We start from the raw sequence: 20,979 nt of genomic DNA, 5'->3' as shown, positions 1-20,979 counted from the left end.
CTCGAACGCCCCGCGCCTGCTGGCCTACCGTCTGTCGTCACCGGCCCGCACCACTTGGTCCGGACCATGTCGCGGAACGGCGGGGACGCCCGCGGTTGCGCAGCGATCCGTTCCGTACGGGCCCTCCCGCCCGTCACCCCCACCCGAATTCCCCCTTCCCCTCCCTCTCTCCCCCAGGAGCGCGCGATGGAAGACGACCGCAGTCAAGGCCTCCGGCCGGACGCCGCACCGGACGGCGGGGCCGACCGGCCCGCCCGTCCGATCAGCCGGAAGAACGTGCTCAGGGCCGCCGTCGCGGCCGTACCGGCGACGATGCTGCTCGGCGGCGGGGTCGCGCTGGCCCGTGACCACAAGCCCTCCCACGGCACGCTCGCCCCGACGCCCTACTGCGACGACGGGGACGACCCGACGCCGCCGCAGATCGAGGGCCCGTACTTCAAGCCCAACTCCCCGCTGCGCGACTCGCTCGTCGAGCCCGGCACCCAGGGCACGCCGCTGACGGTGAGCGGCTTCGTCTTCGGGCTGTCCTGCACCCCGCTCGCCCACGTCCTGCTGGACTGGTGGCAGGCGGACGACGACGGCGCCTACGACAACACCGGATTCCGTTTCCGGGGACACCAGTTCACCGACGCCCGCGGCGCGTTCACGCTGACGACGATCGTGCCGGGCCTCTACCCGGGGCGCACCCGGCACCTGCATGTGAAGGTCCAGGCACCGGGCGGCCCGATCCTCACCACGCAGCTGTACTTCCCGGGCGAGCCGCGCAACAACACCGACCCGATCTTCGACCCGGCGCTGCTGATGAACGTGCGGGACGCGGGCGGCGGCAAGGAGGCGACGTTCGACTTCGCGCTCCAGGTGTCCGGGGCCGCGCCCCGCCCGCGCGGCTGACGCTCCGGCGGCCGGTCGGCCGGCCGCCGGGTATGAAGAACCGGCGGTGGGTTCCCGCGCCCTGCACGAGGCGTGGGAGCCCACCGCCGGAGCGTGGTGCCCGGCGGGCCCGTGCGCGGGCCCGCCGGATCAGCGGCAGCGTACGCCGCCGGACGCCGCCTCGCTCACTTCTCCGTCTCGGTGGCGAGATTGGCGAGAATCGCGTCGTAGATCCGGCCGAGGCCCTTGGGGGCGAAGGTCCGCTCGAAGAAACCGCCGATACCGCCGGCGCCCTGCCAGGTCGTGGTGACGACGACCTTGGCGCGCTTCTCGCCCGCCGGGGTGACCACCCAGGTGGTGACCATGGAGGAGTTGCGGTCCTTCTCGACGAGCTGCCCGTCGGTCGGCTCGTCGACCTCCAGCAGGCAGTCGCGGACCCGCTTGCTGGTCGCCTGGAGCTTCCAGTGCACCAGCGTGCCCTTGCCGTCGCCGCCCTCGCGGACCTCGTACTCGCTGAACTGCTCGGGCAGCAGCTTGCCGCGGGTGCCGGTGTAGTCGGCGAGCGCGTCGAACACGTCCTCCGGGTCCGCAGCGATCTCCCGCTCGGTGACGGCCTCGACCTGACCCATGTGTGCTGTCCTCCACTTTTCGGCGCGGTCCTGCCCAGCGCGGTCCCGCGATGCGCGCTCAGCCAACCATCCCGGGGCCACCCGCCCAAAATCCGGTGCAACCCGTCCGAACGAAGAGGTGTTCCTTGTGGTGTGAAGGAACCGGCAGGACGGGCGAGGAGGAGAGGCACGATGCACCGGGACCATCCGGGCGCAGGCCCGCCGGCACTGTTCGGCACCGTCCGGCACGGGGAGCACCGGCCGGGCGTCCGGCAGCCCGGATTTCCGCGGGATGACCTTGAGGACGCCTCCGGCGCGGCTGCCCGGCCACGGCGTCATCCGCGCACCGGCTCCACCGCCTCGTCCAGGGCGCGGGCCAGCCGGTCGCGGGCCGCGGTCTGGGCGGCGATCCGCTCGTCGAGGGCGGCCAGCCGTTCCCGGGCGATGCGCAGCCCCTCGGCCGAGGGCGGTGTGCGGGCCAGGTCGCCGTCCAGGCAGCCCTCGAAGCACCACACATCGGCGAGGGTGAGTCCGGCGTCGAGGAGATGACGGATGTTGCGGACGCGTACGGCGGCCTCCGGCCCGTAGTCGCGGTAGCCGTTCGGCAGGCGTTCGGAGGTGATCAGCCCTTCGCGTTCGTAGTGCCGCAGCGACCGCGGTGTGGTGCCGGTCAGTCCGGCCAGTTCCCCGATCCGCATACCATCCCTCCGCTCGCCCGGCTCCTCGTTCTACCAGGCGGCTGCGGAGTTGCGGCCGGCCGGGCCGTCAGCCGACGACCGCCCCGCCGTCGACGGGCAGGACGACGCCGGTGACGAACGACGCACCGGGCGCGGCGAGGCCGGTCACCGCCCAGGCCACCTCGTCGGGGCGGCCGATCCGTCCGAGCGGCGTGTGGTCGGTCTGCCAGGCCCGTACGGCGGCGATCTGCCCGGCGTCCAGGCCCCGGTGTTCGGCGATGGGGGTGTCGATCGCGCCCGGCGCGACCCCGACCACCCGCACCCCGCGCGGTGCCAGCTCCACCGCCCAGCTGCGGGTGAGGAGTTCGAGGCCGGTCTTGGTCGCGGCGTAGACGGCGTTGCCGGGCCAGGCGCGCTGCCCGACGGAGGTGCTGATGTTCACCACCACTCCCCCCGTGCGCTCCAGATGCGGCACCGCCTCCTGCGTCAGCAACACCGGCGCCACGAGGTTCGTCGCCAGCAGCGGCGCCAATCCGTCGGCGGTGTAGCTGCCGAGCCGCCCCTCACCCACGATCCCGGCGTTGTTGACCAGCACGTCCAACCGCCCGTAGGCCGCCGCGACGTGCCGGACGAGGGTCTCGGGGACACCGTCCGCGGTGATGTCGGCGGGGTACGGCACGATGGCGCCGCCGTCGGGAAAGCTGCCCCGTGCGGTCTCCCGGAGCGGCCCGCTCCGGCGGCCGACCGCCACCACCAGGGCGCCACCGGCCGCGAATGCCCGCGCCGTGGCCCGCCCGATGCCGGTACCGGCCCCGGTCACGAGCACCACCCGGCTCTCCCCCGCCGCACCCTGCCCGCGCCCCGCCGTCTGCTGCTGTGTCGTCTCCATGCCGGCAGTCTTCAACCCTGACACCGGCGGCAAGGTCAACCCCGTCCTCGGCCGGGCCACGGAAAAGGACGTGCCCGCCCCCGCCCCGGCGCCCTACCGTCCCCCCATGACGAGAGCGGACGGGGCGCCGGTGCGCATCCGGGAGATGGACGAGGGCGACGCCGAGGCGGTGGCCGCGGTGCGGGTGCTCGGGTGGCGGGTCGCGTACGACGGACTGATGCCGCGGGCGTATCTGGCCGGGCTGAGCATCCCGGAACAGGCGGCGGCACAGCGGGCCCGGCTGCGGCGGCGGCCGCCGGCGGTCCGCGATCTGGTGGCGGAACGGGCGGGCACGGTCGTCGGCTGGGCCTGCGTCGGCCCCGCACCGGCCGCCACCACTCCTCCGGACCGGAACGCCGCCCCCCGGCCCGAACCGGACACCACCGCCCACCCGGCACCGGACGGCCCGGGCCCCGAACCCGCCCCCGTCGGCGAACTGTTCGCCCTCTACGTCACGCCGCAGCTGATCGGCACGGGAATCGGCCACGCCCTCATGACCGCCGCACTGAAGCACGCCCGCGAGGCCGGCTTCGGCGAGCTGCGCCTGTGGGTGGTCCGCGGCAACACCCGCGCCCAGCGCTTCTACACCCGCGCCGGCTTCACCCCGGACGGCACGGAACAGACCGACGAGGTGGACGGCGTCCCCGTCCCTGAGCTGCGGTATCGGCGGACGTTGGGGTGAGGGCGAGGCGGCGTCGTCCCCGGCCCCGGCGAAGCTCGGCCACGGCCCGGGCAACCGCAGCGAGCAACCTCGCCCCTGAGCCCGCCCCTCACCCTCCCCCCGGCTCCCCCAGCCGTGCCAGTGCCGCTGCCGCCGCGGCTGCCAGTCGGGGGTGGCCGGTCGCCGTGGTCAGGGCGGGGACGGCGCGGCGGTCGCCGAGGGCGCCCAGGCCCTCGACGCAGGCCAGGGCAACGCGCCAGTACGGCGTGTGCGGGGCGGTCAGCCGTTCCAGGGTGGCGATGAGCGCCGGGACGGACTGCGGGGCGCGCAGTTCGGCGAGGAGGCGGACGGGGTGCAGGGCGTAGGCGGTGCGCAGCGGATTGGTGGCGAGGGCGGCGGCCGCGCGGGCGGTGCGGGGGTCGCCGAGGCGGGCCAGGGCGTGTGCGGCGGTGGCGCACCGGACCGGGTCGCGGTAGTTGAGCAGCAGGACCAGCGTCTCGAAGGCGCGGGCGTCGCCCGCGCAGCCGAGGACGAAGGCGGCGATCTCCCGGGCCCACAGCGGGCGCTCCACCGCGACCAGGACGGCGGCCAGTTGGTCGTGGGCGGCGGCGTTGCCGCGACGGGCCAGGCCGAGCAGCCGCTCGTAGGCCGCCAGATCGTCCGCGGTGCGCAGCTCGGCGCGTACCCGGTCCGTCAACTCGTGGAACTCTTCTTCCATTTGCCGCCTTCTCTCCCGCCGGCCGGCCGATCGCCCGCCGCGCCCGCCCGCTGTGGCCCGCGCCACGCTACAAGCCCCGCCCTACCCCTGGACCCGCGGTTACCCACCGGTTAACCTCGGGGAACGAGCAGCACCCCTGCTCCGGCGGCCTGGTGACGCAGCCGCCCGTAGTACGTCGGTTCGGTGAGCACCACCCGGTCCGGTCCGCCCGTTCGGTCCGGTATCCGGCACAACACCGTTACGAAGAGCACGGCACGGCCCCGGGACAGGGCCCGCCGGCCGCCTCTTCGCGCACCCGCATTCCTTAAGCCCGCACCGCCCGCGGCCTCCGGCCTCCCCGGCGCACGTCCGCCGTGGTGGCCGCCGTATGCCGCGCCGCGCCGTGGTGCGCCCACTCCTCAGTCGTCACTCTCCCCCGCCCGCGGGGGAACACCCTCTGGAGTCCCTCGATGGACCGTCAGTCCACCCCAGATCTCTCCTCCGACCCGTCCGGCGACACGCCGCCGCTGACGACCGTGGCCGTGATCGGCCTCGGCACGATGGGCAGCCAGATCGCCGAGATCCTCGCCCGCGCCGGGCGTGAGGTCATCGGCGTCGACACCGATGACACCGCCGCCCGCAACGCCGCGGACGCCCTCGCCACCGCCACCGCCCGCTCCGTCGCCCGCGGCCGGATCACCGAGCGGGAGCGGCAGTCGGTCCTGGCGCGGTTCCGTACCTTCCCCGATGTGCGGGCCGCTGCCGGCGCCGACCTCGTCATCGAGGTGGTGCCCGAGGACCAGGCCCTCAAGCGGGAGGTGCTGGCCGCGCTGGACGCCGTGGTGCGCCCGGACACGATCATCGCGACCGGCACCAACGCGCTCTCGGTGACCCGGCTCGCCGCCGACTCCCAACGCCCCGAGCGGGTCCTCGGGCTGCACTTCTTCAACCCGGCGCCCGCGATGAAGCTGGTCGAGGTGGTCTCCTCGGTGCTTACCGCGCCGACCGCCGTCGCCGCCGTCACCCAACTCGCCCGTGACCTGGGCAAGGACCCGATCGCGGTGGGCGACCGGCCCGGCTTCGTCGCCGACGGTCTGCTCTTCGGCTACCTCAACCAGGCGGCCGCGATGTACGAGTCGCGCTACGCCGGGCGGGAGGACATCGACGCCGCGATGCGGCTGGGCTGCGGTCTGCCGATGGGCCCGCTGGCGCTGCTCGACCTGATCGGCGTGGACACCGCCCGCACCGTTCTGGAGGCGATGTACGCCGCGTCCGGCGACCGGCTGCACGCACCCGCGCCGATCCTCGGCCAGCTCGCCGAGGCGGGGCTGACCGGCCGCAAGGCGGGCCGCGGCTTCTACACCTACGAGGCGCCGGGCTCGGCCACCGTCGTGCCGGACGCGCTGACCCCGGCGGACGGCGGCGGGCGCGGCGCCGGGCGGCCGGTACGCGCCGTCGGCGTCGCCGGGTCCGGGACGATGGCGTCCGGGATCGCCGAGGTCTTCGCGAAGGCGGGCTTCGACGTCGTGCTGGCGGCCCGCAGCCGGGAGAAGGCGGAGCGGGCGGTGGCACGGATCGCGAAGTCGCTGGCCCGCTCGGTGGAGAAGGGCCGGCTGACCGCCGGGGAGCGGGACGCCGCGCTGGCCGCGATCACCCCCGCGGGCTCCCTGGACGCGCTGGCGGAGGTCGATCTCGCCGTCGAGGCAGTGGCCGAGGACCTGGCCATCAAGCAGGAGCTGTTCGCCACCCTGGACGCGGTCTGCAAGCCGGGCGCGATCCTGGCGACCACCACCTCCTCGCTGCCGGTCATCGCCTGCGCCCGCGCCACGTCCCGGCCGCAGGACGTCATCGGGATGCACTTCTTCAACCCGGCGCCGGCGATGAAGCTGGTCGAGGTGGTGCGGACGGTGCTGACCGCCGATGACGTGCACGCCACCGTCCGGCAGGTGTGCACGACGGCGCGCAAGCACGCGGTGGACTGCGGCGACCGCGCCGGTTTCATCGTGAACGCGCTGCTGTTCCCGTACCTCAACAACGCGGTGAAGATGGTGCAGGAGCACTATGCGACGCCGGACGACATCGATGCGGCGATGAAGCTGGGCGGCGGCTACCCGATGGGCCCGTTCGAGCTGCTGGACGTCGTCGGGCTCGATGTGTCGCTGGCGATCGAGAAGGTGCTGCACGCGGAGTTCCGGGACCCGGGGCTGGCCCCGGCGCCGCTCCTGGAGCACCTTGTCGCCGCGGGCTGCCTGGGCCGCAAGACCGGCCGCGGCTTCCGTGAGTACGCCCGGCGCTGACCGGGAGCGGTGGGGCGGGCTGCTGGCGCCTTCGGGCGGTCCGCCCCAGGTCAGCGGGGCGCGGGTGGCACCGAATGCCACGGGCCGCGGGAATATGAAGTACCGTCCCCACATGTCCCAGCCCGCTCGTTCCCCGTCCCCCGACACCCCGGAGCCCGCTACTCCCGGCGCCCGCCGCGCGGCGGCCCAGCGACTCAAGATGCGCCGCGAACTCTCGGCCGCGGCCATGGAGTTGTTCGCGACCAAGGGCTACGAGGCGACCACGGTCGACGAGATCGCGGCGGCCGCCGGTGTCGCCCGGCGGACGTTCTTCCGCCACTTCCGCTCCAAGGAAGAGGCGATCTTCCCCGATCACGACGACACCCTGGTGCGCGCCGCGGCGGTCCTCGATGCGGCACCGGCGCACGAGAACCCGCTCGACACGGTCTGCCGCGGCATCAAGGAAGTCATGCGGATGTACGCGGCGTCCCCCGCGGTCTCCGTGGCCCGCTACCGCCTGACCCGCGAGGTGCCCACCCTCCGGGAGGCCGAGATCGCGTCGGTGGCCCGCTACGAGCGGCTGTTCACCCGCTATCTCCTGGGCCATTTCGACGAGGGCGCGCACCGCGAGGGCGACGATGATCCGCTGCTCGCCGAGGTCGCCGCGTCGGCGGTGGTCACCGCGCACAACCATGTGCTGCGGCGGTGGCTGCGGGCCGGCGCGCAGGGCGATGTGGAGACCCAGCTGGACCACGCCTTCGAGATCGTCCGGGAGACCTTCGGCACCGGTATCGGCGCGGGCCGCGCCGACGCCGGGGAGAGCGCGCCCGCGGCGGTCTCCCGCGAGGGCGAGGTGCTGGTCACGGTGGCCCGCACGGACGCCCCGCTGGACGAGATCATGCGGACGATCGAGCGGGCGCTGAAACAGCGCTGACCGGCCGGGCGCCGCCCACCGCCCCTGCCCGCACACCGAGCCCGCACCATCCGGCCCCCGGGGACCGACGCCGCCGCGCGTCCGGTCTCCGGGGGCCGCGGCATGTCCGCAATCAGGGCCGGTTCTGCGCGATCATCGCTCATTCACCAGGCCTTTTGAACGATCATCCATCGTCCGAAACCCCCTTTGAACGATCATCGCTCAGATGTGAAGACTTTCTTTCATCTGAGAGAAATTCATGGCACTCGGTGTCTTGTTCACTGGCACCCGGTGTCATACGTTGAGGGGGTCCGAGCGACCGGCACGCGGCCCTCACCGCGTGCCGGATGTCCCAACGGCCGTGCCACGGCCGTCCGTTCGGGCGCCTGCGTCACAGGCACACCGCGCTCACCGGCGCCGACCCCCGCGGACCCCTCATCCGCAGCCCGCACCACCCCCGACGTTCCCTCAAGCCGTTTCCGAACGAGCTTCGCCGGAGGCACACCGTGAACGAAATCCTGGACGCGATCCTCGCGCCCGACACCACCCGCGACGACTTCGCCGCCCTGCCGCTCCCCGAGTCCTACCGCGCGGTCACCGTCCACAAGGACGAGGCCGAGATGTTCGCCGGACTCGCCACCCACGAGAAGGACCCGCGCAAGTCCCTGCACGTCGAGGACGTCCCGCTGCCCGAACTGGGGCCCGGCGAGGCGCTGGTCGCCGTCATGGCGTCCTCCGTGAACTACAACAGCGTCTGGACCTCGATCTTCGAGCCGCTGCCGACCTTCGGCTTCCTGGAGCGCTACGGCCGGCTCTCCCCGCTCGCCAAGCGCCACGACCTGCCGTACCACGTCATCGGCTCCGACCTGGCGGGCGTGGTGCTGCGCACCGGCCCCGGCGTCAACTCCTGGCACCCCGGCGACGAGGTCGTCGCGCACTGCCTCTCCGTCGAGCTGGAGTCCTCCGACGGGCACAACGACACGATGCTCGACCCCGAGCAGCGGATCTGGGGCTTCGAGACCAACTTCGGCGGGCTCGCCGAGATCGCGCTGGTCAAGTCGAACCAGCTGATGCCGAAGCCGGACCACCTCAGCTGGGAGGAGGCCGCGGCCCCGGGCCTGGTCAACTCCACCGCCTACCGCCAGCTGGTCTCCCGCAACGGCGCCGGCATGAAGCAGGGCGACAACGTCCTGATCTGGGGCGCCAGCGGCGGGCTCGGCAGTTACGCCACCCAGTTCGCGCTGGCCGGCGGCGCCAACCCGATCTGCGTGGTGAGCAGCGAGGACAAGGCGGAGATCTGCCGGAAGATGGGCGCCGAGGCGATCATCGACCGCAAGGCCGAGGGCTACCGGTTCTGGAAGGACGAGCACCACCAGGACCCCCGCGAGTGGAAGCGGTTCGGCAAGCGGATCCGCGAGCTGACCGGCGGCGAGGACGTCGACATCGTCTTCGAGCACCCCGGCCGCGAGACCTTCGGCGCCTCCGTCTACGTCACCCGCAAGGGCGGCACCATCGTCACCTGCGCGTCCACCTCGGGCTATCAGCACGAGTACGACAACCGCTACCTGTGGATGTCGCTGAAGCGGATCGTCGGCTCGCACTTCGCCAACTACCGCGAGGCGTGGGAGGCCAACCGCCTCATCGCCAAGGGCAAGATCCACCCGACGCTCTCCAAGGTGTACGCGCTCGAAGACACCGGCCAGGCCGCGTACGACGTCCACCGCAACCTCCACCAGGGCAAGGTCGGCGTCCTCGCGCTCGCCCCCGAGGAGGGGCTGGGAGTCCGCGACACGGAGATGCGCGCCAAGCACCTCGACGCGATCAACCTCTTCCGCGACGCATGAGCGCGCGCTTCCGGCGGGCCCGGAACGCGCCGTCGCACTGTCCGAACCGATAGGCGGTTGCACAACCATGACTGAGCGTCAGAAGGATCGTCCGTGGCTGATGCGGACCTACGCCGGGCACTCCACGGCCGAGGCGTCCAACGAGCTGTACCGGCGCAACCTCGCCAAGGGCCAGACCGGGCTGTCGGTCGCGTTCGACCTCCCGACGCAGACCGGATACGACCCCGACCACATCCTCGCCAGGGGTGAGGTCGGCCGGGTCGGCGTCCCGGTCTCCCACCTCGGTGACATGCGGCGGCTGTTCCAGGACATCCCGCTGGAGCAGATGAACACCTCGATGACCATCAACGCCACCGCGATGTGGCTGCTGGCGCTCTACCAGGTGGTCGCGGAGGAACAGGGCGCGGACATCGCGAAGCTCCAGGGGACGACGCAGAACGACATCGTCAAGGAGTACCTGTCGCGGGGCACGCACGTCTTCCCGCCGGGCCCGTCCCTCCGGCTGACCACCGACATGATCACGTACACGGTCAACCACATCCCGAAGTGGAACCCGATCAACATCTGCAGCTACCACCTGCAGGAGGCCGGGGCCACGCCGGTCCAGGAGATCGCGTACGCGCTGTCCACCGCCATCGCCGTGCTGGACGCGGTGTTCGCCTCCGGGCAGGTCCCCGAGGACCGCAAGGGCGAGGTCGTCGCCCGGATCTCCTTCTTCGTGAACGCGGGCGTCCGCTTCGTCGAGGAGATGTGCAAGATGCGGGCGTTCGGGCGTCTGTGGGACACGATCACCCGCGAGCGGTACGGCATCGAGAACCCCAAGCAGCGCCGCTTCCGCTACGGCGTGCAGGTCAACTCGCTGGGGCTGACCGAGGCGCAGCCGGAGAACAACGTCCAGCGGATCGTCCTGGAGATGCTGGCGGTCACGCTGTCGAAGGACGCCCGCGCGCGGGCCGTCCAGCTCCCGGCGTGGAACGAGGCGCTGGGCCTGCCCCGCCCCTGGGACCAGCAGTGGTCGCTCCGCATCCAGCAGGTCCTCGCCCACGAGAGCGATCTGCTGGAGTACGAGGACCTGTTCGCCGGGTCGCACGTCGTCGAGGCCAAGGTGGACGCGCTCGTCGCGCAGTGCACGGCGGAGATCGACCGGATCCAGGAGATGGGCGGCGCGATGGCCGCCGTGGAGTCCGGCTACCTCAAGGCGCAGCTGGTCTCCTCGCACGCCGAGCGGCGGGCCCGGATCGAGTCCGGCGAGGAGAAGATCGTCGGCGTCAACTGCTTCGAGTCCACCGAGCCGAACCCGCTCACCGCCGACCTCGACACCGCGATCATGACGGTCGACCCGGCCAACGAGGCGCGGGTCGTCAAGGCCCTGCACACCTGGCGGGACGAGCGGGACGAGGTGCGGGCCCAGGACGCGCTGGCCGCCCTGAAGAAGGCCGCGGCGGGCGACGCCAACCTCTTCCCCGCCACCTTGGAGTGCGCCCGCGCCGGCGTGACGACCGGCGAATGGTCCTGGGCGCTGCGCGACGTCTTCGGCGAGTTCCGGGCGCCGACCGGGGTCTCCGGCGCGCCGCTGGCGATCACCGCCGAGGCCGGCACGCCGCTCGCCGCGGTCCGCGAGAAGGTGGCGAGGACCGCCGCCGACCTGGGCACCGGCAAGCTGCGGCTGCTGGTCGGCAAGCCCGGTCTGGACGGCCACAGCAACGGCGCCGAGCAGATCGCGGTGCGGGCCCGGGACGCCGGTTTCGAGGTGGTCTACCAGGGCATCCGGCTCACGCCCGAGCAGATCGTCGCGGCGGCGGTCGCCGAGGACGTGCACTGCGTGGGCCTGTCGATCCTGTCCGGTTCGCACGCCGAGCTGGTTCCGGACGTCCTGGCGCGGCTGGATGCCGCCGGGGCGGACGAGGTGCCCGTCATCGTCGGCGGGATCATCCCGTCCGCCGACGCGGCCGCGCTCCGCGAGGCCGGGGTGGCCGCGGTGTTCACGCCGAAGGACTTCGGCATCACCGAGATCATCGGCCGTATCGTCGACGAGATCCGCACCGCGAACCGGCTCGCCCCGCTGGAGGTCACCCCATGACCCCGGCGCCGGCCCGCGCCACCCGTACATCCCCGTCCCACGCTCCCGAGGAGTGAGCACGATGCAGTTCGGCCGTACCTACGAAGAGTTCACCGTCGGCGACGTCTACAAGCACTGGCCCGGAAAGACGGTCACCGAGTACGACGACCACCTCTTCTGCCTGCTGACGATGAACCACCACCCGCTCCACATGGACGCGAACTACGCCGAGCGGACCACCGACTTCGGCAAGAACGTCGTCGTCGGCAACTACGTCTACTCGCTGCTGCTCGGCATGTCGGTGCCGGACGTCTCCGGGAAGGCCCTGGCAAACCTGGAGGTCGAATCGCTCAAGCACGTGGCGCCGACGTTCCACGGCGACACGCTCTACGGCGAGACGACGGTGCTCGACAAGACGCCGTCGCGCTCCAAGTCCGACCGCGGCATCGTCCAGGTCGAGACGAAGGGCTACAACCAGGACGGCACGCTGGTCTGCGTGTTCCGGCGCAAGGTCATGGTGCCGACCGCCCAGTACATCGCAGAGCGCGGCGGCGAACAGCCCGGCCGCCCCGAGCTGAAGGCCCCGGCGGCCCGGAAGGAGAAGTAAGACATGTCCCGTCTCGCACAGACCGAGGGCCTGACCGACATCCAGCGGGAGATCCTCGCCACCGTCCGCGACTTCGTGGACAAGGAGATCATCCCCGTCGCCACGGAGCTGGAGCACCGCGACGAGTACCCGACGCAGATCGTCGAGGGCCTCAAGGAGCTGGGCGTCTTCGGGCTGATGATCCCCGAGGAGTACGGCGGCCTCGGCGAGTCCCTGCTGACCTACGCGCTGACGGTGGAGGAGATCGCCCGCGGCTGGATGAGCGTGTCGGGCATCATCAACACCCACTTCATCGTGGCGTACATGCTCAAGCAGCACGGCACGCAGGAGCAGAAGGAGTACTTCCTGCCCAAGATGGCGACGGGCGAGATCCGCGCCGCCTTCTCGATGTCGGAGCCGGCGCTCGGCTCGGACGTCGCCGCGATCTCCTCCAAGGGCGTCCGCGACGGCGACAGCTATCTCCTCTCCGGCCAGAAGATGTGGCTGACCAACGGCGGCTCGTCGACGCTGGTGGCGGTGCTCTGCCGGACCGACGAGGGCCACCCCGAGGGCACCGCCCCGCACAAGTCGATGACGACCTTCCTGGTGGAGAAGGAGGCCGGGTTCGGCGAGGTCCGCCCCGGTCTGACCGTTCCCGGCAAGATCGAGAAGATGGGGTACAAGGGGGTCGACACCACCGAGCTGATCATGGACGGCCTGCGTATCCCGGCCGACCGGGTGCTCGGCGGGCAGACCGGACGTGGCTTCTCTCACATGATGGACGGCGTCGAGGTGGGCCGCGTCAACGTCGCCGCGCGCGGCTGCGGCGTCGCCCGGCGCGCCTTCGAGCTGGGCATCGACTACGCACAGCAGCGCCACACCTTCGGCAAGCCGATCGCGCAGCATCAGGCCATCCAGTTCAAATTGGCAGAAATGGCGACAAAGGTCGAAGCAGCCCATGCGATGATGGTGAATGCTGCACGCAAAAAGGACTCGGGACAACGAAACGACCTTGAGGCGGGCATGGCGAAGTACCTGGCCTCCGAATACTGCAAGGAGGTGGTGGAGGACGCATTCCGCATCCACGGTGGCTACGGCTTCTCGAAGGAGTACGAGATCGAGCGCCTCTACCGCGAGGCACCGATGCTGCTGATCGGTGAAGGTACCGCCGAGATCCAGAAAATGATCATCGGTCGGCGGCTACTGGAGGAGTACCGAATCCAGGGGTGAAATTCCCCTTTGCCCGGATTTCATCTAGACGAAGATCACACCGCGTCATCCTTGTTCGGCCACGGATTGGCTCTGGCTCTTGGCCAGTTGCCGCTCGTAACCGATAGCATCCCCGGAAAGCCGCCGTCCCCCGTAACCACTACGCGGCATCCTCCGCTACGAAGGTCATCCATGCCCCACAGCCCATCCTCTGCACCTCGCGGCCGCGTCCGCCTCGCGCGCGGAGCGTCGCCGTGGCTCCTCCCGACCGTGGCAACGGCAGCGGTCAGCCTGGCCCGCTCCCGTCGCTCGGGACGCTGGGCCGCCGTCGCCGTGCCCACCACCGCTCTCGCGGCGGGCATGCTGTGGTTCTTCCGCGACCCCGAGCGCGAGATCGCTCAGGGCCGTGTGATTTCCCCGGCCGACGGCGTGGTGCAGAGCATCATGCCGTGGAAGGACGGACGCACCCGCGTCGCGATCTTCATGAGCCCGCTGAACGTCCACGTCAACCGCGCGCCGCTGGCCGGCACCGTGACGTCCGTGGAGCACGTTCCCGGCGGGTTCGTGCCGGCGTTCAACAAGGAGAGCGAGAACAACGAACGCGTCGTCTGGCATTTCGACACCGAGATCGGTGACGTCGAGATGGTCCAGATCGCCGGTGCGGTGGCCCGCCGCATCGTGCCTTACGTGCCCCAGGGCACCAAGGTGGAGCAGGGCGAACGCATCGGTCTGATCCGCTTCGGCTCCCGCGTCGACGTCTACCTCCCGGAAGGCGTCGAGGCGGCGGTCGAGGTCGGACAGGCCACCACCGCGGGGGTGACTCGTCTTGACCGTGACTGATTCCGAAACCCAGGCCGGCTGGGCTCCTGAGAACGAGGAGGAGGGTGACGTCGACATTCCGCTGTCCACGCGGCTGTCGATAGCGGACACCCTCACCCTCGGCAACGCCATCTGCGGCTTCATGGCCGTCTACTTCACGACCACCGGCGTCCTCATCCCGCATCTGACGGGCACGGACGACGGCGGCATGGCGCGGCACAGCGCGGCGATGGCCGTGATCTTGATGCTGCTGGCGTCGGTCTTCGACCTCTTCGACGGACTCGTGGCGCGCAAGCTGCGGGCCTCCGCGATGGGCGCCGAGCTGGACAACCTCTCCGACCTGATCAGCTTCGGCCTCGCGCCCGCCTACTTCGTCGTCACCTGGGGCATGGTCGCCCAGGACGCGAACCAGCAGGTGTCGGTGGTCGCCGCGGTCGTGGTCCTGCTCGCCGTGGTGCTGCGGCTCGCGCGCTTCTCGTGCGTGCCGATGCGCGACGGCATGTTCCAGGGCATGCCCGGCCCGTTCGGCGCCCTGACCGTCGTCGCCATCGTCCTGCTGGAGCTGCCGTTCCTGCCGACGCTGCTGGCGATCATCGGGGTGGCCTGGCTGATGGTGAGCCGGGTCGAGTACCCGAAGCCGCGTGGCCGCCTCGCCGTGGCGATGCTCAGCTGGATCGTGCTCAGCATGGGCATGCTCGCCGCCTGGGCGCTGGACGCCCCGGCCGGCCAGCGGCTGCTGCAGACCGGTTGCGCCCTGCAGATCGTCCTCGGCGCGATGATCCCGCTCTTCGCGACGGCCCGGCGGGTGAACACCTTCCGCGACAACCGCCGCGAGGCCCGCGCCGCGCAGCTGCCGTAACACCGCGTACGCACCTGAAGGAGCCCCGGGCGATCCGCCCGGGGCTCTTTCGTGTGTGCGGTGGCCGGCCGGTCCCGGCTCAGCTCAGCAGATCGCGGGCGAGCCGCTCCGCGGCGCGCTCCAGCAGCGGGCCCGCCTGGGCCATGCAGCGCTCCGGGTCGCTCTCCAGATCGGTCAGCGGATACGCCCGGCTGATCCCGGCGGCGGCCAGCGCCTCGGGCGTCAGCCGCAGCCGCCCGCAGACCGCGGCGACCTCCAGACCGGCCGCGCGGGCCGCCGCGGCGACGCCGGCGGGCGCCTTGCCGTGCAGCGTCTGCTCGTCGAGCGAGCCCTCGCCGGTGATCACGAAGGTCGCCCCGGCCAGCGCGGGCGCGAAGCCCAGCACCTCCAGCATCACGTCGATCCCGGGCCGGAACGTGGCACCGAGCCCGACCAGCGCGCCGTAGCCGATCCCGCCGGCCGCGCCCGCACCGGGCGCCTGGGCGCACTCCGCGGCGCGGGCGCCGAGCGCCTGCTCCAGCACGGCGGCGTAGTGCGCCAGCGCCGCGTCCAGCTCCGCGACGTCGGCCTCGCTCGCGCCCTTCTGCGGGCCGTAGACCGCGGGCGCGCCCTTGGGGCCGGTGAGCGGGTTGTCGACATCGCTGGCCAGGACGATCTCCGTGGTGGCCAGCCGCGGGTCGAGTCCGGAGAGATCGGCGGTGGCCAGCGCGCGCAGCGCGCCGCCACCGGGGCCGACCGGGGTGCCGTCCGCTTCCAGGAGGCGGGCGCCGAGCGCCGCCAGCATGCCCGCGCCGCCGTCGGTGGTGGCGCTGCCGCCGACGCCGAAGACGATCGAGGTGGCCCCGGCGTCGAGCGCCGCCCGCAGCAGTTCGCCGGTGCCGTACGTGGTCGCCGTCAGCGGGGCGAAGACGCCGGGCGGCAGATGCTGGAGGCCGGACGCCTCGGCCATCTCGACGACCGCGGTGCCGTCCGCGCGGAGGGCGAAGGTCGCGGTGACCGGGGCGCCGGTGGGGCCGGTGACCTGCGCCTGGTGCCGGGTGAAACCGGCGGCCAGCGCGGCGGCGACCGTGCCGTCGCCGCCGTCCGCGACCGGGACGGCGCTCACGCCGATGCCCGGGACGGCGCGGCGCAGGCCCGCCGTGACGTGCGCGGCGACCTCGGCGGCCGTGAGGGAGCCCTTGAACTTGTCCGCGGCGATCAGCACCTGCGCCGCTGTCCTTGCTGCGTCCGCCATCGTGTTTCCCCTTGCTTTCGAACTGGCAGTCGCGCCGGTGCGACCCTATCCGGCGAAAGCCACCACGAACAGGGCTTCCCGGGGCGTTCGCGGGCCCGTGGCAGGGGGCGTCTCTCCTATGCTCACGGCCATGACGACGATGGATGAGGCGACCTACATCGCAAGCCTGCCGCGGGTGCTGTCCGGTGCCGGGACCGTCCTGCGGGACGCGGCCGGCCGGATCCTGTTGGTGGAGCCGGACTACCGGGACTGCTGGCTGCTGCCCGGCGGCACCGTCGAATCGGACGCCGGGGAATCCCCGCGCCAGGCCGCGCACCGCGAGACGGCCGAGGAGATCGGCCTGGACGTCGAGGTCGGCGCCCTGCTCGCCGTCGACTGGGTCCGCAGCCCCGGCTGGCCGCCCGTGGTCTCGTACCTCTTCGACGGCGGTGTCCTCGACGACGCGGCCCTCGCCTCGGTCCGCCTCCAGGAGGACGAACTGCTCTCCTGGCGCATGGCCCCGTGGGAGGAGGCCGCGCGGCTGCTCGATCCGCAGCTGGCGCTGCGGGTGCGGGCCGCGCTCGACGCGCTGGAGCGGGGCACGGGGACGGTGGAGCTGGAGGACGGCCGGGTGCCGGGGAGGCGGGCGGCGAGCTGAGGCCGGGCGGGTGCGGGGCCCAACCCGCCGGCGGGAAAAACCCGTTGAGCGCTCCCCGAGGCCGGTCGTACGGTGCGCCCATGGTGCGATCACCCCGGCTGGAGCCGCTCACCCCCGAGAACGTCGAGGCCGCCTGCGCCCTGCGGATCCGGCCCGAGCAGGAGGGGTTCGTGAGGCCGGTCGCGGTGTCGTTGGCCGAGGCGTATGTGCGGCCGGAGCGGGCCTGGCCCCGGCTGATCGTGGACGAGGGGCGGGCCGTCGGGTTCGTGATGGCGTTCCTCGATGTCCGCTTTTGCCCGGACGATCCCGGGGACCGGCCCCGCAGCGGGCTGTGGCGGCTGAACATCGCCGCGGACGAGCAGGGCAAGGGGTACGGCTCGTTCGCCGTGGACGCCGTCGGCGCGATGCTGCGGGAGCGCGGCGCGCGGACGATGACGGTGACCTGGGGCGTCGGGGAGCACGGACCCGAGCCCTTCTATCTGAAGCTCGGCTTCAAGCCCACCGGGGAGCTGAGCGGCGACCAGATCGTCGCCGAGCGTGCCCTGCCCGCCGGCGCCTGACGCCCGGCCTTCCCCTTCCCCTTCCCCTTCCCCTTCCCCGCCCCCGTAACGAGGAGCCGACATGGACAAGATCGCCGCACGGCTGGCCGAGGTGCCGGGAGTCGTCGGGGTGATGCTCGGCGGCAGCCGGGCGCGGGGGACGGAGCGGGCGGACTCCGACTGGGATCTGGGCGTGTACTACCGGGGCGCGGTGGACCTGCCGGCTCTGGAGGCGCTGGCCGCGGAGGTCGCGGGTGCGCCCGTCGAGGTGTTCCCGCCGGGGGCGTGGGGGGCGTGGGTCAACGGCGGGGCGTGGCTGACGCCCGCCGGGGGCGGGGCGTCCGTGGACTGGATCCTGCGGGACGTGGACCGGGTGCGGCGGGTGTGGGAGGAGTGCCGCGAGGGGCGGTACGAGATCGGGGAACAGCTCGGGCATCCGCTCGGGTTCTGGTCGCCCGCGTATCCGGGTGAGGTCGCGCTGGGGCGCGTACTGGCCGACCCCGCCGGGGAGTTGACGGAGCTGCAGCGGGCGACGCGGGAGTACCCGGAGGCGCTGCGGTCGGCGCTGTGCGGGCGGGCCGTGGGGGATGCGGAGTTCTCGGTGGCGATGGCCGCGAAGGCGCCCGGGCGTGGCGATGTGCTGCATGCCGCGCTCTGTCTGTCGCGGGCGGTCGGCGCCCTCGTCCAGGCGCTGCACGCGCACCACCGGGTCTGGTGCGTCAACGAGAAGGGCGCGCTCGCGGCGGCAGCGGCGCTGCCCGGTACGCCGCCGGGGTTCGCCCGCGACGCCGGTGCGCTGCTCGGCGCGCTCGGCACCGAGGAGGAGCCGCTGCGCGGGTCGCTGGAGCGGGCGCGGCAGTTGGTGGCGCGGGTGCGGGAGGCGGTCGGCGGGTAGCGCCGGGCGGGCGTCGGTGCCGCGCCGGGGCCGGGTGCGTCCGGGCTCTTACGGGTGATTCGGCGGGCGAGGGGCTGTGGCTGTACCGGCGAAGGCGTGCGGGGCGTGTGCCGGGCGGCCGGTCGTTGCCGTTCGCCGGGAGCCGCGGCGGGACGGTCGTCGTGCCGGTTGCCCCGGCTGGTTCCGGACCGGGGTGCCGGAAGGTGTGCGGACGCGGAACTTCGCGTGAAGAGCGGGAAGTTGTGTCAGTGGCACGGGGCACACTGAGGGCAAGCCGACATTGAGCCCAGGGGAGTGCCATGGACATCAGGTTCGAGCTGACCGGTCCGGACAGCGGGCAGGAGCTGCGCTCGCTCCACACCTGGCTGCGCGACGACCGTGCGCTGCGCGGCCGGATTCCGATCGAGCCGGTGCGCGGAGAGGCCAGGCCGGACGAGATGGGCGGCGATCTGGAGGCCGTGCTCGCTCTGGTGTCCACGCTCGCGACGCTGGCGCAGCTGCCGTTCTCCTACGCCGCCTGGCGGGAGGGGCGCAGACCTCGTTCCCAGGTCACCATCCGGGTCACGGGAGCCACGCCCGGGGAGCTGGAAGCGGTCCGGGAGGCCTTCCCGGACGTCTCGGTGCGGCCGGTCGACGGGGACGGTCAGGAGCCGGAGCAGGAGGCGGGGAGGTGAGCACCGACGCGGCGGCGGAGGGCACGGGCGCCGAGCGCGCGCTCGGGATCGCCCCCGCGCGCTCGGCCTGTGTCCTCATCGGCGTCGACCGGTACTCCGCACTCGAACCGCTGCGCAGCGTGGGGCACAACCTCACCGAGCTGGCCGCCGCGCTGGCCGACGAAGCGATCCTGGGAATCCCCGCGGATCGGATCACCGTGGTCCGGAACCCGGAGTCCGCGGCCGCTCTCGTCGGCCCGATCCGCGAGGCCGCCCGGGCGGCCACCGACACCCTGATCGTCTACTACGCGGGGCACGGCCTGCTCGACCGCGCGGAGGAGGACCTCTACCTCTCCCTCCCCGACTCCGTCGAGGACCAGCCCGAGACGGCCGTCAGCGATTCCTACATCCGCCGCGCCATGCGCGATCACGGCTCCGCCGAGCGCCGGGTCCTCCTGCTGGACTGCTGCTACAGCGGCCGGGTCCTCAAGGGCGGCATGTCCGTCGCGGACCGTGGCGTACGGGCGTCGGGGAAGATACTGAAGGGCGTGCGCGGCACCTATGTGATGACGTCCACGACGGCGGACCGCAAGTCCCACGCTCCCGACCCCCGCCGGTGTACGGCGTTCACCGATGCGTTCGTGGGCGTACTGCGCGAGGGCGTGCCCGACGGGCCCGAGATGCTGGGGCTGCACGCGATCTTCGAGGCAGTCCGGGAGCGGATGGCCGAGCGCCGGTTACCGCAGCCGCAGGAGCCCCAGGACCGGGACGAGGGCGGGGTCGGCCTCCTGCCGTTCGTCCGCAATCTGGCGGTGGTGCCGCCGCCGGCGGTCACGGATCAGCCCAGCGCGCCGCGCGTGCGCGTCCCGCGCCGCGCGCTGGCGGCGGGCGCCCTGGTCCTCGGCCTGCTGGCAGGGCTCGCCGCGCCGCCCGTGTGGCGGTGGGTGCAGGAGCTCCACCCCCGCCCGCCGGGCGGCGCCTGCTCGCCGCGGGCCACCCTGCTGAGCTATTCCGACGCGCTCGACAAGCAGCAGCCGGCGGGCGAGACCCTCGGCGGCCTCTCCGCGCTCGCGCTCACCGGGCCCGGCCAGGCCCTGGCGCTGACGGACAATCAGACGAGCCGGGTCTACCCGCTGCGTCTCGGCTCACCGGAGCAGCTCCACCCCGAGGCCCTGACCGCCCGGACCCTGCGCACCACGAGCGGCACCAAGCCCTCCGAGTGGTTCGACGGCGAGGGTCTGGTCGTCGAGCGCGGCGGAAAGACGATCCTGGTCGCCTCGGAGTCCGGGCCGGCCATCCGCCGCTTCACGCTGGCCACGGGCACGCAGGTCGGCCCCGACCTGCCCATTCCGCCCGACTTCCGGACCAGCCCGCAGGGCCAGGGGCAGGCCGGGCGGACGATCGAGTCGCTGACCGTCTCCCCGGACGGGAGGTATCTCTACGCCGCGATGGAGGGCGCGCTGGCCAAGGACGGCGACTCCCGCGGCCGCAACATGCTCCGTATCCAGCGCTACGTCGGCACCCCGGGCGGCGCCTACCGCCTCGATCGGCAGTACGCGTACCAGGCCAAGGAGGGCATGTACCTCGCCGAGCTGGTCGCGGCCGCCGACGACCGGCTGCTCGCCCTGGAACGGCAGTACGTGGAGGGCGTCGGCAATGCGATCCGGGTCTACGACGTCCCCCTCAAAGGCGCCCAGCCCGTGGACACGCACAAGGTGCTCTACGACCAGCCGGCCGATGTGTTCGTCGAGCACAGCCTGCTCTTCGACCTCGGGAAGTGCCCTGCCGGTGACCCCGGTGTCGTCCCCACCCACCCGGGCCGGATAGTCAATCCGCTGCTGGAGAACGTCGAGGGAATGGCCCTCGGCGCGCCGTGGACCTCCGGCCCGCACAAGGGCCGGCGTCCGCTGTACCTCGTGTCGGACGACAACACCAACAGCGAACAGACCACCCGCCTCTACGCGTTGAGCGTGCGGCTCCCCTGAGTTCGCCCGGGCACGCCCGGCCGGCCGGTC

Annotated in this window: 19 protein-coding genes and 1 pseudogene; 15 read left to right on the top strand and 5 right to left on the bottom strand. The window is 72.6% G+C overall.

The features are described from left to right. Positions 1–186: 186 nt before the first annotated feature. A pseudogene (locus ABT345_RS17710) lies at positions 187–864 on the top strand (dioxygenase family protein); the annotation flags it as partial. A 191-nt stretch (positions 865–1,055) separates the two neighbouring features. On the opposite strand, the gene ABT345_RS17705 reads toward ABT345_RS17710, so the two are convergent. The 3 genes from ABT345_RS17705 to ABT345_RS17695 form a co-directional block, all read right to left on the bottom strand. After that, positions 1,056–1,499 (bottom strand): SRPBCC family protein, encoded by a 444-nt coding sequence (locus tag ABT345_RS17705; RefSeq protein WP_030280444.1) that lies wholly within the window; start codon positions 1,497–1,499, stop codon positions 1,056–1,058. A gap of 314 nt (positions 1,500–1,813) precedes the next feature. Next, entirely contained in the window at positions 1,814–2,176 is a 363-nt protein-coding gene (locus tag ABT345_RS17700) for a MerR family transcriptional regulator (RefSeq protein WP_345076889.1), read from the bottom strand. Between the two features lie 67 nt (positions 2,177–2,243). Beyond that, positions 2,244–3,044, bottom strand: coding sequence for an SDR family NAD(P)-dependent oxidoreductase (locus ABT345_RS17695; RefSeq protein ID WP_345076892.1), 801 nt, complete (start codon positions 3,042–3,044; stop codon positions 2,244–2,246). A 106-nt stretch (positions 3,045–3,150) separates the two neighbouring features. On the opposite strand from ABT345_RS17695, the gene ABT345_RS17690 reads away from it, so the two are divergent. After that, complete coding sequence (locus tag ABT345_RS17690) at positions 3,151–3,765, top strand: GNAT family N-acetyltransferase (protein ID WP_345076895.1); 615 nt, start codon at positions 3,151–3,153, stop codon at positions 3,763–3,765. An 88-nt stretch (positions 3,766–3,853) separates the two neighbouring features. Here ABT345_RS17690 and ABT345_RS17685 read toward each other — a convergent pair whose 3' ends face one another. After that, complete coding sequence (locus ABT345_RS17685; protein ID WP_345076898.1) at positions 3,854–4,462, bottom strand: HEAT repeat domain-containing protein; 609 nt, start codon at positions 4,460–4,462, stop codon at positions 3,854–3,856. Positions 4,463–4,911: 449 nt separating this feature from the next. On the opposite strand from ABT345_RS17685, the gene ABT345_RS17680 reads away from it, so the two are divergent. From ABT345_RS17680 to pssA, 8 genes are all read left to right on the top strand, one after another. After that, on the top strand, positions 4,912–6,738 hold the full coding sequence (locus ABT345_RS17680) for a 3-hydroxyacyl-CoA dehydrogenase family protein (protein ID WP_345076901.1): 1,827 nt from the start codon (positions 4,912–4,914) through the stop codon (positions 6,736–6,738). 112 nt (positions 6,739–6,850) lie between these two features. Next, positions 6,851–7,651, top strand: a complete 801-nt coding sequence (locus ABT345_RS17675) for a TetR family transcriptional regulator (protein WP_345076904.1) — start codon at positions 6,851–6,853, stop codon at positions 7,649–7,651. 485 nt (positions 7,652–8,136) lie between these two features. Continuing rightward, the gene (ccrA, locus tag ABT345_RS17670) at positions 8,137–9,474 is read left to right on the top strand and encodes a crotonyl-CoA carboxylase/reductase (RefSeq protein WP_345076907.1); all 1,338 of its coding nucleotides are present in this window, start codon (positions 8,137–8,139) and stop codon (positions 9,472–9,474) included. Positions 9,475–9,541: 67 nt separating this feature from the next. After that, positions 9,542–11,554 (top strand): ethylmalonyl-CoA mutase, encoded by a 2,013-nt coding sequence (locus ABT345_RS17665; RefSeq protein ID WP_345076910.1) that lies wholly within the window; start codon positions 9,542–9,544, stop codon positions 11,552–11,554. Between the two features lie 61 nt (positions 11,555–11,615). Then, the gene (locus ABT345_RS17660; RefSeq protein ID WP_345076913.1) at positions 11,616–12,140 is read left to right on the top strand and encodes a MaoC family dehydratase; all 525 of its coding nucleotides are present in this window, start codon (positions 11,616–11,618) and stop codon (positions 12,138–12,140) included. Between the two features lie 3 nt (positions 12,141–12,143). Beyond that, positions 12,144–13,349, top strand: a complete 1,206-nt coding sequence (locus ABT345_RS17655) for an acyl-CoA dehydrogenase family protein (protein ID WP_345076916.1) — start codon at positions 12,144–12,146, stop codon at positions 13,347–13,349. Between the two features lie 171 nt (positions 13,350–13,520). Then, positions 13,521–14,168 carry a phosphatidylserine decarboxylase gene (locus ABT345_RS17650; RefSeq protein ID WP_345076919.1) on the top strand — a complete coding sequence of 216 codons (648 nt, stop codon included), beginning with the start codon at positions 13,521–13,523 and terminating at the stop codon, positions 14,166–14,168. Beyond that, a complete protein-coding gene (pssA, locus tag ABT345_RS17645; RefSeq protein WP_345076922.1) occupies positions 14,155–15,006 on the top strand; it encodes a CDP-diacylglycerol--serine O-phosphatidyltransferase in 852 nt (283 codons plus the stop codon). The genes ABT345_RS17650 and pssA overlap by 14 nt, the downstream gene beginning before the upstream one ends. Positions 15,007–15,085: 79 nt before the next feature. Here pssA and ABT345_RS17640 read toward each other — a convergent pair whose 3' ends face one another. Next, complete coding sequence (locus tag ABT345_RS17640) at positions 15,086–16,240, bottom strand: glycerate kinase (protein ID WP_345076924.1); 1,155 nt, start codon at positions 16,238–16,240, stop codon at positions 15,086–15,088. A gap of 130 nt (positions 16,241–16,370) precedes the next feature. On the opposite strand from ABT345_RS17640, the gene ABT345_RS17635 reads away from it, so the two are divergent. The 5 genes from ABT345_RS17635 (at position 16,371) to ABT345_RS17615 (ending at position 20,949) form a co-directional block, all read left to right on the top strand. Beyond that, positions 16,371–16,877 (top strand): NUDIX domain-containing protein, encoded by a 507-nt coding sequence (locus tag ABT345_RS17635; RefSeq protein ID WP_345076927.1) that lies wholly within the window; start codon positions 16,371–16,373, stop codon positions 16,875–16,877. An 80-nt stretch (positions 16,878–16,957) separates the two neighbouring features. Next, the gene (locus ABT345_RS17630; protein ID WP_345076930.1) at positions 16,958–17,437 is read left to right on the top strand and encodes a GNAT family N-acetyltransferase; all 480 of its coding nucleotides are present in this window, start codon (positions 16,958–16,960) and stop codon (positions 17,435–17,437) included. Between the two features lie 61 nt (positions 17,438–17,498). After that, positions 17,499–18,311 carry a DUF4037 domain-containing protein gene (locus ABT345_RS17625; RefSeq protein WP_345076933.1) on the top strand — a complete coding sequence of 271 codons (813 nt, stop codon included), beginning with the start codon at positions 17,499–17,501 and terminating at the stop codon, positions 18,309–18,311. A 299-nt stretch (positions 18,312–18,610) separates the two neighbouring features. Further along, on the top strand, positions 18,611–18,985 hold the full coding sequence (locus ABT345_RS17620) for an effector-associated constant component EACC1 (RefSeq protein WP_345076936.1): 375 nt from the start codon (positions 18,611–18,613) through the stop codon (positions 18,983–18,985). After that, positions 18,982–20,949: a caspase, EACC1-associated type gene (locus ABT345_RS17615; protein WP_345076939.1), complete on the top strand. Its 1,968-nt coding sequence runs from the start codon at positions 18,982–18,984 to the stop codon at positions 20,947–20,949. The genes ABT345_RS17620 and ABT345_RS17615 overlap by 4 nt, the downstream gene beginning before the upstream one ends. Positions 20,950–20,979 lie beyond the last annotated feature (30 nt).

This window comes from Streptomyces sp. NPDC000404 (assembly GCF_040300365.1).
Lineage (GTDB): Bacteria > Actinomycetota > Actinomycetes > Streptomycetales > Streptomycetaceae > Streptomyces > Streptomyces ramulosus.
This window is presented reverse-complemented; position numbering and strand designations above follow the sequence as displayed.

What these genes read in the sequence shown, in the direction of transcription:
- ABT345_RS17705 (WP_030280444.1), bottom strand. Translation starts at nt 1,499, where the DNA reads ATGGGTCAGGTCGAGGCCGTCACCGAGCGGGAGATCGCTGCGGACCCG.
- ABT345_RS17700 (WP_345076889.1), bottom strand. Translation starts at nt 2,176, where the DNA reads ATGCGGATCGGGGAACTGGCCGGACTGACCGGCACCACACCGCGGTCG.
- ABT345_RS17695 (WP_345076892.1), bottom strand. Translation starts at nt 3,044, where the DNA reads ATGGAGACGACACAGCAGCAGACGGCGGGGCGCGGGCAGGGTGCGGCG.
- ABT345_RS17690 (WP_345076895.1), top strand. Translation starts at nt 3,151, where the DNA reads ATGACGAGAGCGGACGGGGCGCCGGTGCGCATCCGGGAGATGGACGAG.
- ABT345_RS17685 (WP_345076898.1), bottom strand. Translation starts at nt 4,462, where the DNA reads ATGGAAGAAGAGTTCCACGAGTTGACGGACCGGGTACGCGCCGAGCTG.
- ABT345_RS17680 (WP_345076901.1), top strand. Translation starts at nt 4,912, where the DNA reads ATGGACCGTCAGTCCACCCCAGATCTCTCCTCCGACCCGTCCGGCGAC.
- ABT345_RS17675 (WP_345076904.1), top strand. Translation starts at nt 6,851, where the DNA reads ATGTCCCAGCCCGCTCGTTCCCCGTCCCCCGACACCCCGGAGCCCGCT.
- ABT345_RS17665 (WP_345076910.1), top strand. Translation starts at nt 9,542, where the DNA reads ATGACTGAGCGTCAGAAGGATCGTCCGTGGCTGATGCGGACCTACGCC.
- ABT345_RS17660 (WP_345076913.1), top strand. Translation starts at nt 11,616, where the DNA reads ATGCAGTTCGGCCGTACCTACGAAGAGTTCACCGTCGGCGACGTCTAC.
- ABT345_RS17655 (WP_345076916.1), top strand. Translation starts at nt 12,144, where the DNA reads ATGTCCCGTCTCGCACAGACCGAGGGCCTGACCGACATCCAGCGGGAG.
- ABT345_RS17650 (WP_345076919.1), top strand. Translation starts at nt 13,521, where the DNA reads ATGCCCCACAGCCCATCCTCTGCACCTCGCGGCCGCGTCCGCCTCGCG.
- ABT345_RS17640 (WP_345076924.1), bottom strand. Translation starts at nt 16,240, where the DNA reads ATGGCGGACGCAGCAAGGACAGCGGCGCAGGTGCTGATCGCCGCGGAC.
- ABT345_RS17635 (WP_345076927.1), top strand. Translation starts at nt 16,371, where the DNA reads ATGACGACGATGGATGAGGCGACCTACATCGCAAGCCTGCCGCGGGTG.
- ABT345_RS17630 (WP_345076930.1), top strand. Translation starts at nt 16,958, where the DNA reads ATGGTGCGATCACCCCGGCTGGAGCCGCTCACCCCCGAGAACGTCGAG.
- ABT345_RS17625 (WP_345076933.1), top strand. Translation starts at nt 17,499, where the DNA reads ATGGACAAGATCGCCGCACGGCTGGCCGAGGTGCCGGGAGTCGTCGGG.
- ABT345_RS17620 (WP_345076936.1), top strand. Translation starts at nt 18,611, where the DNA reads ATGGACATCAGGTTCGAGCTGACCGGTCCGGACAGCGGGCAGGAGCTG.